We start from the raw sequence: 14,084 nt of genomic DNA on the forward strand, positions 1-14,084 counted from the left end.
AAGGCGCGGCCGAGGCCGCGCCTTTTTTGTTGGGATAGACTAGGGCGTTAGGTCGTTGTTGGGTAGCGGAACATTGACGGCTTGTTGCATTGCGATCGCCACAGATTGGCCCGTAGAGCAACATTGACCCATGATAGATATTGCAGCAGTTGATTTAGTGCGGAATCCTCTGGTAGGGGCATTGCACTGCAATGCCCCTACGTTGAACCTGTCCTAACCCAATGGACATTTGCAATAGCACAGATAGCGCAGGGAAATTTCACTATGGCTCAACCACAGGCCAGCGCTGAAGAGCGGCCCTTTGGCCTGCTAATATTTACCCGCTACCCAGAGCCTGGACGCACCAAAACTCGCCTGATTCCTCACCTGGGGCCAGAGGGTGCGGCAACGCTTCAGCGCCAAATGACTGAGCATGTGCTGGCTCAAGTAACCGCTGCTGCCCAACGTTTGCCCCTAGCGGTGGAGGTTCATTTTGCAGGGGGCAGTTTGGCGCAAATGCAGGGCTGGCTGGGCAGTGCTGTCACCTATTGCGCCCAAGGCTCGGGTTCCCTGGGCGATCGCCTGATCGCTGCTTTTGGACAAAGCTTTGATCTGGGCCGCTCTGGGGCGATCGCCATTGGCAGCGACTGCCCCGCTCTAGGTACCGATCACCTCGCCGCCGCGCTCCAGGCCCTAGAGCGGGTTGATGTAGCGATCGGCCCCGCTACCGACGGCGGCTACTACCTGATTGGGCTACGGCAGCTAGAGATGGCTCTATTCAAAGACATCGACTGGGGCACCGACCGGGTATTGAAGCAAACCCTGGCGATCGCCAGGGCTCAAGGGCTCACCGTTGAGCAGCTGACCCCGCTTACCGACATCGACTATCCCGCTGACCTCCCTCAGTGGGAGCGCATCGTCAGCGGGGGCGTCTAGAGGATGCTGTTTTAGGCTACTCCCCAGTGTTTTTGTTCAGGGGAGCGGCGAAGCCAGGCTTGAGCAACATTCCCCAGATGGCGTTGTAGGGATGCACTCTGGGCTTTGATTGATTTTGGCTGACCAGCGATCGCCCTTCATTGGCCCACTTAAAGATGGATCCCGCCAGGTTATAGACCTCGGTATAGCCCAGCCCTTGCAGTTGCTCCACCAGCCGAGCCGAGCGATAGCCCACTGAACAGTAGGCCACAATGGGGCGATCGCGGTTTAACCCCAGAGCCAGTGCCGCATCTAGACTGGTGACGCGGTGGGCTTCCGGCAAGTGACTAACGGCAAACTCGTCGTCTCCGCGCACATCGAGCAGAATAGGGGAAGGTGCTCTGCCCTGGCTTAACCATTCGGCCAGCTGTTGAGTCGTTAGAGTTGGCACTCCCGGAAACGCCCGCTGCACCCAGCGGCCTACGGCCCACCAGGCCAAGGCTTGCGCTAAGGTCCGCAGTGGCACCGTCGGGATTGGCATTGAGAACATAAGGCATTACGCGTCAGGCGCAGGAGATGGGCATGGTGAATTTTACCCCCTGGAATACGCTGCTTCAGACCTACGTCGATGACCAGGGCCGGGTTGACTACGCCCGCTGGCAGCGCGAGGCTGCTCCCGATTTAGACGCCTGGCTGACTTCGTTGCCCGACAGCCGCGATGGCCTGACCTCTGAAGAATCGTTGGCTCTGATCATCAACCTCTACAACGCCCTCGCCATTCAGCAGGTGCTGTCGCGCTACCCCATCGACTCGATTTTGCCCAAGGTGCTGGGGATCCCCAACTGGTTGGCTTTCTGGCGATTTTTTAGCCGCTCTCTCTACGGGCTCGATGGTAAATCTGTTAGCTTGAACAATTTGGAACACGACCTGCTGCGCCCCCAGTTCAAAGAGCCACGCACACACTTTGCCCTGGTCTGTGCTTCAGGGGGATGCCCGATTCTGCGGAACGAGGCCTACTGGCCCGATATTGTAGAGGCCCAGCTCGAAACCGATGCCCACCGCTTCATCCACAATCCTGACAAGGTGCGCTACGACGCCGAGACCGGAGTGCTCTACTGCAGCATGATCTTTAAGTGGTATGGCGAAGACTTTTTGCGGGTTGCCCCCTCGGTGCCTGATTACATCGGCACTTACCTGAGCCCGAGTCCACCCCTGTCGGCTCTGACCGAAATCCGCTACCTACCCTACGACTGGAGCCTAAACGAGCAATCCAACAGCGCTAATTGCTAAAGATGGGTCTACCCGTGGCCGTGCAGGGTTTGCCATCGCTGTCTAAGAAATAGCAAGGCTCGGTGTTTTGAACCACTGGTTGAGGGGTGGTATCTGCAGAGCTGCCGCAGAGCGATGACAGATCGCGCACTTGGCCGTCGGTGGTAACCATGTAGCAAAAGAGCGACACGACGGATTCGGCCTGCCGGGGGGGTGCCGGATTAGCTAGGACGGGCGAGACAAAGGCGATCGCCAGGGGCAGGGTCATTGTCCAGCGCAGGAGAGTTGGCATGGTGTGCATCCTGTAATTGAAAGGGGCAAATCGGTCGGTGAGCAAAAACGTTGACGGTGAAACTTTGGTCAGGCGCTAGAGCAGCTGCATGAGCGATCGGGTCGAAATGCCCAGACCGATAATGGTGATGCCCATCGCGCTGGCCAGCGGTAGCCACTGCAAGGACTGAAGGCGAGGCACGGGCACCTGCTTAAACACTTGTCTGGCTGAAACCAGCAGTAGACCCAAACCTGTTAAAACGCTGGCCAGCCCCAGACTAAAAGCCACCACTAGCAGCAACCCCGAAACCGGATTGCCAAAGGCGATCGCCCCCAGCAGCAACACCAGGGCCGCTGGGCAGGGCACCAACCCCGCCGACAATCCCAGCATGAGCAGGCTGCGCCAAGACATGGCGGTGCCGTCGGGTGTTATAGGCAAGTGGCTGTGGGAGTGTCCGTCGTGGTGATGATCGTGGGCATGAGCATGGGGGTTAGCGTGACCGAGGTGCTCGGGAGCGTGGGGGTGATGCCCATGAGAATGGTGTGGATTGGTGTGGGTATGGTGCTTGTGGGCGTGGGAATTGTTGTGGGCGTGGACGTGGGTTTCCCTAGGCGCGTGGGCATGGGTGCCGTGGTGGGCGTGAGCCAGTTCACCGTGGACATGGGCACTGGGTTGATGGCTAGAGCGCCGACGCCGCTGGGCAATCAAGTTGGCGCCGATGCAAACAATCATGGCCCCTGAGAGCAGGCTCAGCCAGGGATAGATTTGCTCGGGCAGCACATAGCGGGCCGCCGCCAGAGTGATCAGCCCTAGGGCAAAGACGCCAAGGGTGTGGGTCACGGTGGTTGTCAGCGCCAAAAACAAGGCGTGGCGAGAGGTGGCCCGTTCGCCCACCAAGTAGGCCCCCACTAGGGTTTTGCCGTGCCCCGGCGACAGCGAGTGCACAGCCCCCCACAAGAATGCCCCGAGCAGCGTGACAAACCAGGCTTTGCTGCCCAAAGTGGCTGAGCCTGCGATTCTTACGGTAAAGGTGGGGTCTTGTGGGGTGAAGACATGGTTGGTGACCTGCCCGTTTTGGGCAATGGTGGCTAGACAGCTGGCCTCGGGCGCATCGGGTGGAAACAAGGTGTAAGCGATCGCCAACCCCGAGGGTGGCTCTGCCCAGGAGTACAACAGTTGCAGCGTGGTGTGGCTGCCGGGGGCAATCCTGGCGTTGGCAGAGGCGCTGTCTACGGTGGGCTGGAGGGTTAGCCGGGGCGATTGGTTACGACTGTCTTTGAGGGCGATCGCGGATTCAAGCTGTCGAGTTAGCGCCTCTCGATGGCGAATTAGTTCACCAGTAGAGAGTTGTCCGCTGCTGTCGTCATCGGCAAAGGCGGTCAACCCAGTTGGGTAGGTCAGGGCGATGCGCGTCTCCGCCCCCTTCGTGGCAATTTCAGCAGCGGCTAAATCTCCCCAGTGGGCAGCGGCAGGCGGGGCGATCGCCAGCCCAACCACAATGCAGCCGAGGGCAACCAACAGCCCCAAGGCACTGTACCAGCGGCAGCGAAGTCGGCGCAAATCCTGGTGAAACTGCTGGGTAATCATCGAAGCTCCTCCTGTTTGGTTAGGCCTAACCGTTGCCGGGTTTGGGGGGTAAATGTGGGATCTATCTCGGTCGCCCGCCGAAAAAATTCTGCCGCCTGGACGGGATGATTTAGGGCCAGCTCAATCTCTCCGGCTCGGTAGGCGATCGCCGCACTGCGCACCCCTTGATCTAATGCTTCTTGAAGCGCCTGCTGGGCCTCAAGCAACCGGCCCGCCGACCCCAGCGCCCAGGCCAAAGTGTCGAGGGTTTGGGCATCGCGGCGGTTAGCGGTTTCGGTTTCCATCAGCGCCACTGCCTCTGCCACATCGGCGGGGTCACCCCGTTCCAGCAGCAGATGGGCTAAATCGCGCCGGTGCCCGAGGGCGTTGCCCTCAACATTGCGCCGCAGCTCGGTTTCAGCCACCTTCCAGGCCTCGGTTGCCGATCGCCCCTGCAGGGCTTGCAGCCGAGCCAAACCGTGCAGAGCCGTTGGTCCTCCGACCGCTTGGTAATGGTATTTGGCGGTGCGGTACTGGCCTTTCACCGTAGCCAACTCTGCCAGCTGGAGATGGACCAGCGGGTAGTCAGGAACGATCCGCAACGCTTCCCGGTAGAGGCCCTTAGCTAGGCTGTGGTCGCCCCGCTGAGCGTGAAATCGCCCCAAAAACACGCGGGCCTGGGCCGAAGCGGCGGAGTTATCAGGTTCTTCCGCAGCGATCGCCTGTTGAAAAGCCGCCAGGGCTTGGTCATCCTGCCCCCGGGCCTCGTGAGCCAATGCCTTGAGCGTCAGGCTCCCCAACGACGGATACTGCTCCGATAGCCTGCTCGCCTCGGCAACAGCGTCTTCAACCTCTCCCAGGGCGAGCTTGGTCGTGACCACATGCCCCAGGGCGTCGGGGGTACCGACGCTTTCGGCTAAACGAATGGCGGTTGCGAAGTCATGCTGGGCCTCAGCAATCTGAGCTAGGGCTAAGACGGCTCCCTGATTCTCAAAAGGCAAATTTGCCAGCGACTGCTGGGCCGATTTTTCTGCCAACAAATACCAGCTGTCGTTACGCGTGGCGCGAGCCATCTGAATGTAAAGATTGGCTAGCGTCGCTTGATCGAGCCCATCGGTTGGATGCTTCTGAACTTGGCCTTGGTAGAACGAAATCGACTGCTCTAAGGTTTGCTGATCTTGGCGATCTAGGAAGCCAGGAAATGCATATTTGTAGTCAGTCCGAGGCCCGAACCCCGGCCATTGCCAATTTGGAACCTGCGTTAGGGCGACTGTCCCAATCGCGAGCAGACCCAGGCCCAACGCTCGAGACGCAGATGCTCGCTTCGAGACTGACGTAATTGATTTAATGGATACCATTGCGATCGCGTTCTGCGCTGGTCATTTCAGGTAGAGACTGTCGAAATAGGAAGAACCTAAATACAGGTTGAAAGGCGTGAACGTTCAAACCTTTCAACCTGCGAACCAGAACGATACAGACAGGCTCTGCCGCTCTGGGTGTGTTTGCTAATCAGCTAGTGGGCGAATGCTAATTAGCAGGAGCTAGATAGGGGAAAGAGGCCTCTAGGGGATCGTGGCCCTGGGCCGGGTTGCCGGGTGTGCCGCTGTAGGAAACGTTGTCGCTTGTAACCGCGCCGTTAGTGAGTACGGCGAGCGTGATATCGATAACGTCATCCGTCAGCAGCCGTCCGGCAATGGGGCTGCCCTTAGCATTTAGGGCATTGGCATAACCGCTAGGCCCGGTCGTGTCGATCCGCATAACATCGGGCAAAAACGCCTGGAGCAAGGCATCGGCTCTAGCATCGCTATTGCCGAGCGCCAGCAGCGTTTGTTTCGCCTCACCGACAATGGGGCCAGCCGCACTGGCCGCTGGTTCTTGACCCGCCAGGGCCGCGGCCTCAAAGGCTGGGTCAACGCTGTTGAGGGTGTTCAAAAAGTCGTTGGTGACAATCAGGCCTTCATTGACCGCGGGGCGGGCTAGGCGCTCGACCTGACTAAACTTTTTGCTCCCTGGCAGTGTCACCGTCATCCACACATCAAAGGTCGTAGCATTGCTTGAACCCTGCAACAGCTCGATCGGCAGTTGAACGGCGATCGCATTGACGTTATACCCCTTGGTGAAATCCACTGCTTCTTCAGGAGGGCGAAACCCAACCGCAGGCCCTTTGCCTAGCGCCCCAGCCCGCACCCGAAAGAACTGCTCCACATCAAAAAAGAACGGATCTTCGCGCAGTCCAGCAAAGACTTGAACTTTTGAGCCATCGACGGTGCCTGTGTTTAAAACTGGCGGCTCTTTTAGCGCGGTTGTCTGTCCTTCAACCACGTCCTTGCTGCCGTCTTTTGTCACCGTCAGCTTATAGTCTTGGCGATTGTTGCCCTTCGGCGGGCCAAATTCAAACTCTAGAACAACGTCAGACAATCCTGTCGGTGTAGCATCATTGTCGCTAATTCGAGAAATATTAAACTTGTACTTCGCGCGGGTGCTGAAATAATACTGCTGCCCCGCCACAGACCGGGGGTTGGTATTCATAATCAAAACCAAATTTTCTGGCGAAGCGGTGGTGTTTTGATCCACTTCCCGAAACACATACAAGTCGGTCAGGTTCAGGTTGCGCCCTTTGATTTCTGACTCACCATCATCGTGGTCAGACGCATTAACAAACACTGCGCCAGCGCCAATAGTGGTCGCTAGCCCCAAGGCTAACCCAGCGGCATAAAAGGCTTTTTTGAAGGCTTTGTTCGTGGTCTTCATGGCAGAAATAACCCTTAATTGTTGATAGGAATTACAAGGCTTGAGCCTAGACATCTACTCTGTAGTTCCTAGGCTTTTCGATTGGTCAAGCGACTGTTGAACCGATCGCCTAGGCGATCGCACTGATCTCAGGGGTGAGCGTTACGATTAGGTCGTTAAAGTCAAAATCTCCGGCATCTTCAAACAGCCACGTATTGCCCTCACGCTTGATGCGCGCCTGCCCTAGGGCCGCGTCGCCCACCGTTGCCAGGTTTTGCAGGCTGCCGTCGATCAGCAATGCTGGCGCATAGTAGGTTCCGCCAGGAAGGTTTAGCGTCACATCAATGCTTTGATTGTTGCCAACCATTAGCTCGATGCCGTCCAGCAGGTTGGCGGCGACAGCCACCTCATAACCAGCGTCTCCAGGCAGCAGACCATCCACCTGTCCTCGAGCATCGGTCTCGTAAAAAGCCAGCACGTTGTCAAAGAAGGCCTCGCGGAACAGCTGTTGAATCACGTTGACCGCCACGTTGCCGTCAAAACCGGTCAGGTCAAACAATTCAGGCAAGGGCTCAACGTCGGCGATCGCGGGCGCGGCCGTCAATCCCTGAAAATTGATCGTGTCGTCGGTGCCGATTGCTCCCAGACTAGTTGCTACCCCAGACTCAAGATTGAGGGCATACAGGGTTGCATCAGACACCGCAAACGCTGTATTGTCTCCTGCCGAGGAAGCCACAATTTCGAACCCCCCCAAACTGTCAAGGTCAAAACCCAGCCCGCCTACCGTTTGCAAGGTGCCATCGTTGGGCGGGTTTTGCAGCACCAGAGTGTTGAGCTCAGCGTCAAGGTCAAAGAGCTGCGTCGCTGTAGTACCCGCAAACGAGTTGGTGTAGGCTGCCCCAGTTACCCTGGGGTTAGCTCCAGCATTGGCATCTCCAGGGCCAAAGGCTAAGGTTCCGTCCACAATTACCGCGCCGGTATCGACATTGATGCGGAAGCTTTGATCGTTCTCACCCACTAGACGCAGGCGATCGGCCACGGGGTTAAAGTCAAAGCCCGAAACGGCCCCGCCTTCAAAGGGCTGAGCTAGGGTGCTCACCAGCGTTGCTTCAGCCACGTCGCCCTTGAGGGCTAGAGTGTAGAGCTGGTTGGTGGTCGTGAGACCGTAGAGTAATCCATTGGCCGGACGCACATCCACGCCTATGAGGGTGCCTTCAAGACCAGTCACAGATAACGAGGTTGTCTGAGCCAGATTTCCGGTAGAAAACAGCACGAGCTGATTGTCGTCAGTCAGCCCCAACAGGTCAAATTCTTGGGGTGGCGGGGTCGGCGCGACGGTTTGGGCACCGGTCAGGGCAATGGTGTAGGCACCGCCAGAGGCACCCTCGCCAGCAAACCCCATTAGCGGGGAGCCTGCACCCGATCCGGTGGGCAACAAAACGCCATCCAAGGATTCGTCGGGGAAGATTTCCCCACCGGTGCTGATAGGGTCGTAATCAAACCCAGAAATGGCCAGGTAGTAAATGCCGGGAGTGAGCAAGCCTGATTTGGAGGGCAAGGTTGCCTGGGCCGAGCCAAACAGATCGTCGTTGCCATAGACGCCTTTGCCCGCGCCATCGAACAAAAAGAGCTGGGGATCTTCCAGCAGGCTGTTGGGAATCCCCAACGCATTGTCGATGGGCAGGCCAAGCAGGGTTTCTGCACTTAGCGTCGTTGCAGAAAAGGGCTGCTCGCCCGAAATGAAGATTTGAAAGAGATCGGCATCTCCAGAGAGGCTGCCAGAGATTGACGCTAGTGGCTGTACTAGATCAGCAACGACGGAGAAGGCCCCGTCAGGCTGTTCTCCAGCATCATTAGCTTCGACAAAGGCAAGGGGCTGAGGGGCCGAGGGGGTCTCAGAATTGGGGGCTTCAGCATCAAGGGGGCTCATGCAAACGCTCCTATGCCGGGCACTTGAACAAGGTTCAAGTCAACCCTGCTGGATAAGGTTTTCATGGCAACTACGCTTAACTTTGTAAGGCAGATTTAAACCCGGAAATACGTAAAGAAACTTTACACATCTTCCGTGGCGAAGTTCTTTCGCCTTGGCTAAACCGTCGAAATGGTTGTGCGTCGTTGGTTTTGGTCTAGCTATTAAAAATTTACGGTCGTCGCCGAGCAGCTAGAACGGTCTGCATTGCCTTTGATCGCGATCGCTGTACACCACGCACTACCTCAGTTTTTGCTGGTAGTACTGACTGGATGGCTTAAGCGCAGCAGCCATCACTATGAGGCCATTTTTATGGAAGCGGCTTGAGAGTTTTACCCGTCGCCGACCTAACGAACCTCCTCATAGAATCGATTTAGGGTAGTAGCAGGTACCCCAATGCCCCACAGCACACCGATCATCAAATAAATGGCGTTGGCCTTTAAAGTTCCCCATGCAGCCACCCGCCGGTCCGAGGATTGAACGACCCGGCTAAGCTGGCACAGGCGACCCCGGCGGCAAAGCTTGAGGCATAGGTCAGCTTCTTCCATAATCGGCAGGGCAGGGTCGAAGCCGCCACAGGCAATAAAGTCAGCTCGGCGGCAAAACATGACCTGGTCGCCAAACAGCAAGCGCAGCCCACGCACAAATAAATGGGGCCGAAACAGCAGCGGCGCGTAGTAGGTTTTGAGAGCATTGTGCAACGAAATGCCCCAGCGAATTTTTTGCGGTCCGGTCATTAGAGAAATGAATCCGCCGCCAGATACCGTCGGGTTGGCTAAGGTGCTTTCTACGACCTGTACCAAGTCGTCGGGAATGAGGGTGTCGGCGTGAAGAAAACACAGCACGTCGCCCTTGGCGGCAGCGGCTCCCCAGTTCATCTGTACCGATCGCCCCGGAGCTGGAGCTTGGAGCACCGTTAATGGCAGGCGATCGGTCCAGGCATGGGCGATCGCTAGGGTGCGATCGTGGCTGCCCCCGTCCACCAATAAAATTTCGCGCGGAGGTGGGTTGAGACCTTGCAACACATTTAGGGTACGGCCCAGACAGGTCTCTTCATTCCAGGTGGGGATGATGATAGAAACCGGCATGGTACACCCCAAAGATGAATAAACCCCAATACGGCATAACTTTGCCGCCCAAAAGCAAAAACAGCCACCCTCACCAGGCTGAACCTCAGTCCCCTCAAATGTTTTTAGTCTGCTATATGCTACGGTATCTCGGCTTTGGAAACGATCAGAACAAAAGTTAGCTCAGTCGTGCACTGAGGTAATCATCGATGCTATATTAAGTATCGCGAATACGGCGGGTGTAGCCAAGTGGTTAAGGCAGTGGATTGTGATTCCACCATTCGTGGGTTCGAGCCCCATCATCCGCCCTTGTTTTGTTGAACGACAGTTTATCTGTCCGTGGCGACAATTTAGCTGTCACAGCGTCAGTTTAAGTGTCCTTCGCCCTTCTGTAACCTTTGCTGGTAAAGAGTTACAGAGGGGCGAGGCTTTCCATGAAAGCCACTTTTCCCTGCTAAGGCAGAGCACTGACTTTACACGAGCTTATTTTTATTGAGCAATATTATGATTTGCAGTGCTTTTGGGACCGGTTTCTGTAGAAATCACAATCCACTGCCTTCTTTCAACTCGCTAAACTTGGACAATTTTAACTTCCCCTGGCTAGGGTAATTGATTGTGACTAGCTGAAGACCTCGCGTGGAACTGGGCACAGCCCTTTCAACCTCTCCTGGCTAGGGTGATTGATTGTGACCTGTGCCACCTGTATATTTGCCAGCGACGACCAGATGGCCTTTCAACCTTCCCTGGCCAGGGTGATTGATCGTGACGAATTTCGTTGGCCTCCACTGCCGCCGTTAGTTGTCTTTCAACCTCCCCTGGCCAGGGTGATTGATTGTGACTGAAGTCGTTAATGGACCGGCATCTTTGCTAGTCTTTCAACCTCCCCTGGCCAGGGTGATTGATTGTGACATACCGATGTAGGTTCACCGGCGGACTACTCGTGCTTTCAACCTCCCCTGGCCAGGGTGATTGATTGTGACTTAGGGGTAATGTCGCCGCCAGTGAATTGCTCAATCTTTCAACCTCCCCTGGCCAGGGTGATTGATTGTGACGGCCTATGCAGCGCTCACGCAAGCGAGCACGCTGGTACTTTCAACCTCCCCTGGCCAGGGTGATTGATTGTGACCTCCGCGGGCGTAGGTTGCTGGGAACTTTGTATTTCTTTCAACCTCCCCTGGCCAGGGTGATTGATTGTGACCGCAGACTTCTCAAAAGCTCTTAGATTAAGGCTTTCAGAAGTCATTTGCGCGGATCGGCTCATCCATCCCGACTGTACTGGTTAATTAGTGGAGCTTTTAACCTCTACAAAGACCTGGAATGCCTGTTTGATAAGCATTTCAGCCTTTACGCGGATCGCTCAGGAGAATTGCACCTTGAGAAAGTCCCTCAAACCCAGTATTGGAGCGAGTTCCTCCTTGTTCGGAGGTGATTCGGTAGCCGCTACAGCAGTACATCCGCACCCCTATTGCTGGGAGCGCACCTACGCCATAATTGAGGTTACTAGCACGTCAACTACGACTTAATCTCTTCGGAGAAGCCTAAGCCTCTCGTCCGACAGCATCAGGGCGAGTAGCTACCAGGGCCAGAAAGCACGGCTGTCTTCTAACAGCCAAACTAACCCTTATTTCACACGACTCAGAGGCTAAAGCATGAGTCGCGGCGCTATTGAACTATTCAGTTTTCCAGGTTCAAAGCTTTTGGCCCATTGTAGTACAGGCTTTAGTTCTAAGATACTACTGTCTGTCTGGACTCATAGGCTGCGATCGCAACTGCCTTGGCCATCTCACCAGCATTCTGCTGCCAGGGCTGTTTAACGGCTTCTACGACAAGCCTGTTCTGAGCGGCTTTGCTCTCGATTTGAGCCAGTAGTCTGCCGTAGCTCCACTTGTGGATGCTGCTTTTGTACTGCTTGGCATAGCGTTTCTGGCCTTCTACTGAACCTAAGGCCTTTTGCTCGGCTTTGGCCTCAATTTCGGCTTGGAGAATCTCACGGATGTTGTCTTACCTGGGAACGGCAATACTGCCCGCTCCGTATTGCTGGGCAGTGGCCACCACAGCCTTCGCTAGAAGCTGATCGACATGCTCACCCAGGTTAGAGTGTTCTTGCCCTGGCGCTGAGCTTCATGGCGATTATGGAATTGTTTACCTTGTTCTCGCCGTTGCCGGAGAAATAGGGCGATGACGTGGGGTATAGGTTGTCGTTGAAAGAGTTTAGCAGTAAGCTTAAACCAAACCCTTTGCCTTACGTTTAATTGTTAGCTTAACAACAACGTAAAGCATGTATGAAGTTGATGTATGTTTATGCCAACCTTTAACAAGTCATACTTCTACACAAATATATATCAGCCTTTGCTGAAAGGGTTGCGCTTGGCCCGCTTAAACCGAGTATGCTTATAAGTTATGCCGGTGAGAATTCCAGGCGGCTTGACTCCCCCTTAAACAAGAATTTTCTAGAAGAAATGCGAATGCTCTCATGGACTGAGAGCAGCATTTTCAGCATTCCAGGATGTTCCAATTCTGATCCCGCTTAGGACTAAAGCTAGCTAAGTCAAGCAATATCAGCTTTTCGCCTTGTTGATATTATTTTTGCCATTGGCCAAGCTTACTAATGCTGTAACTACCTCTATCCTTAAGAGTCAAATTGACTTGTGGTAGCAAATTATTTGCTTCTTAGGGATGCGGTAGCACAGGGATAAACATTCTGGTGCTGTACAGCAAAAATCTGGTTATTGATAGACAAGAGACTTAAACTCCTTGCCTAGGCTGAACTTAGGTCGGCATAGTTTATGCCATCGAGAACTAGTACTCTAAAGGCGAAATCTCTTCGACTATCGTCGCGCCTGTGGTAAGCAATGACTTTGCGACAGCGGACAAATTTACGTCGTGAAGTGCTGGCATATAGCTGATGTATGCCTAGGTTCTCTGGGAGCAAGAAAATTGCGAATAAGCTTGCCTTAAAAGATGAATCTGCGAATTAAGTAAATCAAGAAACTGAGAATTTAGAAACATGAATTATTTAAGACGGGGCCTCGAATCAATTATGACAGGGAGCTTAAGCGCTATTCCAACAAAAGCTGGAAAGGTAATGAGAGTCATAGGATTTCGGCCCTTATTAGGCAATTAGATAGTTCTGCAACAGTTGGCTCAAGAGATAGGTTCAGTGGCACAAATTGAATCGCTATTGAGAAAGGTGTTTGGATTAATCAATATGCTGAGATTCATAGTGGGGGTAATCTCATTCAAATTCGAGCTAATGCAGCTATTGACCTCGGTGTGAGCATTAGAGATTGTGACCATCAGGGTCAGTCAAGTGGCATTGTTATTGGAAGAAAACTCGGGGTTAGGGCCTTACTGCTGCTTAGCAGGTCCTGGAGCAATTAATATTGGCAGAAATTGTATGATTGCATCGCACTGCTGCATATATGCCAACAATCGTGGGTTTGACGATCTAACAAGACCTATACATTCTCAACCATTAACTACGGTAGGAATAACAATTGAAGATGACTGTTGGCTAGGCACGGGAGTTAAAGTGCTTGACGGAGTAACTATTGGCACAGGGAGTGTGATTGGAGCTGGTGCCGTTGTTAGCCGTGATATCCCACCATACTCGGTAGCTGTAGGGATACCCGCTAGAGTAATTAAAAGCCGTAAAAAACAACTCTCTACTGGCGCGGATAGAGATAAAATTCATTCGGAGTTAGGTAATCGCGACCTGCTCACGAAAAGCGTCGTAGATGAAAGATGATTGTAAGCAAAGCCCCTCAGATCGTGTCTGGAGGACTTTGTTTTGTGCGGATGTTTGGTGGTCCTCACTGATGGTCCTTGGTGGATTTCACCGGTGCTACCAAGAGGTTTTAGAGTAGTTGAGTGGTAATAGTCCAGGATAGTGTTGGACAAATTTTGGAACGTTTCACGGAAGAGCTGCCAAGGGAGATTCAAAAGTTTTTGCGGCACAGCCAACCTTTCTACGCTGCGATCGCAGCGTGCTCGATGAGTCTAGCGACGGCATCTGGATGAGACACCATCACAACATAGGATACGCCACTGACGAACACCGTTTCCTTCGAGTTGGCGCGCTCCGCCATGAAGGAGAGGGCAGCTGCCGGAATGTTTAAGTCGCGATCTCCATAGATGAACTAGGACGCCCAAGTTCTCGGTAGGATGCGACCTCGCCACCGAGAACTTGAAAGCATTCCTTCGTCACCCTTCTGCGCCTGTTATCTGTAATCAGTCGATTCAGCTAGCGCGCGCCATTGTGCCGTTTCTTGCTCTACATAAGCGTTCTTCTTGGCAATCGCTTGAAGGGTATCGGTGC

10 protein-coding genes, 1 tRNA gene, 2 pseudogenes and 1 CRISPR repeat array are annotated in these 14,084 nt (G+C 54.5%); of the genes and pseudogenes, 5 read left to right on the forward strand and 8 right to left on the reverse strand.

What is annotated here, in order from left to right; genetic code table 11:
- Positions 1-264 precede the first annotated feature (264 nt).
- On the forward strand, positions 265-915 hold the full coding sequence (locus H6F59_RS17895) for a TIGR04282 family arsenosugar biosynthesis glycosyltransferase (RefSeq protein ID WP_190703182.1): 651 nt from the start codon (positions 265-267) through the stop codon (positions 913-915).
- Positions 916-931: 16 nt separating this feature from the next.
- On the opposite strand, the gene H6F59_RS17900 is transcribed toward H6F59_RS17895, so the two are convergent.
- A complete protein-coding gene (locus tag H6F59_RS17900) occupies positions 932-1,444 on the reverse strand; it encodes a rhodanese-like domain-containing protein (RefSeq protein ID WP_199325861.1) in 513 nt (170 codons plus the stop codon).
- 32 nt (positions 1,445-1,476) lie between these two features.
- On the opposite strand from H6F59_RS17900, the gene H6F59_RS17905 reads away from it, so the two are divergent.
- Positions 1,477-2,184, forward strand: a complete 708-nt coding sequence (locus H6F59_RS17905; RefSeq protein ID WP_190703185.1) for a DUF547 domain-containing protein — start codon at positions 1,477-1,479, stop codon at positions 2,182-2,184.
- Here the strand turns inward: H6F59_RS17905 and H6F59_RS17910 are convergent.
- From H6F59_RS17910 to H6F59_RS17935, 6 genes are all read right to left on the reverse strand, one after another.
- Positions 2,174-2,455 carry a hypothetical protein gene (locus H6F59_RS17910; RefSeq protein WP_190703188.1) on the reverse strand — a complete coding sequence of 94 codons (282 nt, stop codon included), beginning with the start codon at positions 2,453-2,455 and terminating at the stop codon, positions 2,174-2,176. The two genes, H6F59_RS17905 and H6F59_RS17910, sit on opposite strands and share 11 nt — an antisense overlap.
- A gap of 75 nt (positions 2,456-2,530) precedes the next feature.
- On the reverse strand, positions 2,531-4,021 hold the full coding sequence (locus tag H6F59_RS17915) for a nickel/cobalt transporter (protein ID WP_190703191.1): 1,491 nt from the start codon (positions 4,019-4,021) through the stop codon (positions 2,531-2,533).
- Positions 4,018-5,073, reverse strand: a complete 1,056-nt coding sequence (locus H6F59_RS17920) for a lipopolysaccharide assembly protein LapB (protein WP_190703196.1) — start codon at positions 5,071-5,073, stop codon at positions 4,018-4,020. The genes H6F59_RS17915 and H6F59_RS17920 overlap by 4 nt, the downstream gene beginning before the upstream one ends.
- Before the next feature lie 454 nt (positions 5,074-5,527).
- Positions 5,528-6,751 (reverse strand): DUF4331 domain-containing protein, encoded by a 1,224-nt coding sequence (locus tag H6F59_RS17925; RefSeq protein WP_190703198.1) that lies wholly within the window; start codon positions 6,749-6,751, stop codon positions 5,528-5,530.
- Between the two features lie 109 nt (positions 6,752-6,860).
- Complete coding sequence (locus tag H6F59_RS17930; RefSeq protein WP_242021551.1) at positions 6,861-8,660, reverse strand: DUF4394 domain-containing protein; 1,800 nt, start codon at positions 8,658-8,660, stop codon at positions 6,861-6,863.
- Between the two features lie 386 nt (positions 8,661-9,046).
- Positions 9,047-9,787 (reverse strand): TIGR04283 family arsenosugar biosynthesis glycosyltransferase, encoded by a 741-nt coding sequence (locus tag H6F59_RS17935; RefSeq protein ID WP_190703201.1) that lies wholly within the window; start codon positions 9,785-9,787, stop codon positions 9,047-9,049.
- Between the two features lie 214 nt (positions 9,788-10,001).
- Here H6F59_RS17935 and H6F59_RS17940 point away from each other — a divergent pair.
- From H6F59_RS17940 to H6F59_RS27700, 3 genes and pseudogenes are all read left to right on the forward strand, one after another.
- Positions 10,002-10,074 (forward strand) — tRNA-His (locus H6F59_RS17940).
- A 275-nt stretch (positions 10,075-10,349) separates the two neighbouring features.
- Positions 10,350-10,964: direct repeats of the CRISPR family, unit length 37 nt; unit sequence CTTTCAACCTCCCCTGGCCAGGGTGATTGATTGTGAC.
- Between the two features lie 467 nt (positions 10,965-11,431).
- A complete protein-coding gene (locus H6F59_RS17945; RefSeq protein ID WP_190703202.1) occupies positions 11,432-11,635 on the forward strand; it encodes a hypothetical protein in 204 nt (67 codons plus the stop codon).
- A gap of 1,474 nt (positions 11,636-13,109) precedes the next feature.
- Positions 13,110-13,514 (forward strand): annotated as a pseudogene (locus tag H6F59_RS27700) (acyltransferase); the annotation flags it as partial.
- 220 nt (positions 13,515-13,734) lie between these two features.
- Here H6F59_RS27700 and H6F59_RS27705 read toward each other — a convergent pair.
- A pseudogene (locus H6F59_RS27705) lies at positions 13,735-13,905 on the reverse strand (alpha/beta hydrolase); the annotation flags it as partial.
- Positions 13,906-14,084 lie beyond the last annotated feature (179 nt).

Origin of the sequence: Nodosilinea sp. FACHB-141, assembly GCF_014696135.1 — a bacterium.
Lineage (GTDB): Bacteria > Cyanobacteriota > Cyanobacteriia > Phormidesmidales > Phormidesmidaceae > Nodosilinea.

Bases quoted from the DNA above. Each gene is read 5' to 3' on its own strand.
- H6F59_RS17895 (WP_190703182.1), top strand. From the start codon at position 265: ATGGCTCAACCACAGGCCAGCGCTGAAGAGCGGCCCTTTGGCCTGCTA.
- H6F59_RS17900 (WP_199325861.1), bottom strand. From the start codon at position 1,444: ATGTTCTCAATGCCAATCCCGACGGTGCCACTGCGGACCTTAGCGCAA.
- H6F59_RS17905 (WP_190703185.1), top strand. From the start codon at position 1,477: ATGGTGAATTTTACCCCCTGGAATACGCTGCTTCAGACCTACGTCGAT.
- H6F59_RS17910 (WP_190703188.1), bottom strand. From the start codon at position 2,455: ATGCCAACTCTCCTGCGCTGGACAATGACCCTGCCCCTGGCGATCGCC.
- H6F59_RS17915 (WP_190703191.1), bottom strand. From the start codon at position 4,021: ATGATTACCCAGCAGTTTCACCAGGATTTGCGCCGACTTCGCTGCCGC.
- H6F59_RS17920 (WP_190703196.1), bottom strand. From the start codon at position 5,073: ATGGCTCGCGCCACGCGTAACGACAGCTGGTATTTGTTGGCAGAAAAA.
- H6F59_RS17925 (WP_190703198.1), bottom strand. From the start codon at position 6,751: ATGAAGACCACGAACAAAGCCTTCAAAAAAGCCTTTTATGCCGCTGGG.
- H6F59_RS17930 (WP_242021551.1), bottom strand. From the start codon at position 8,660: ATGAGCCCCCTTGATGCTGAAGCCCCCAATTCTGAGACCCCCTCGGCC.
- H6F59_RS17935 (WP_190703201.1), bottom strand. From the start codon at position 9,787: ATGCCGGTTTCTATCATCATCCCCACCTGGAATGAAGAGACCTGTCTG.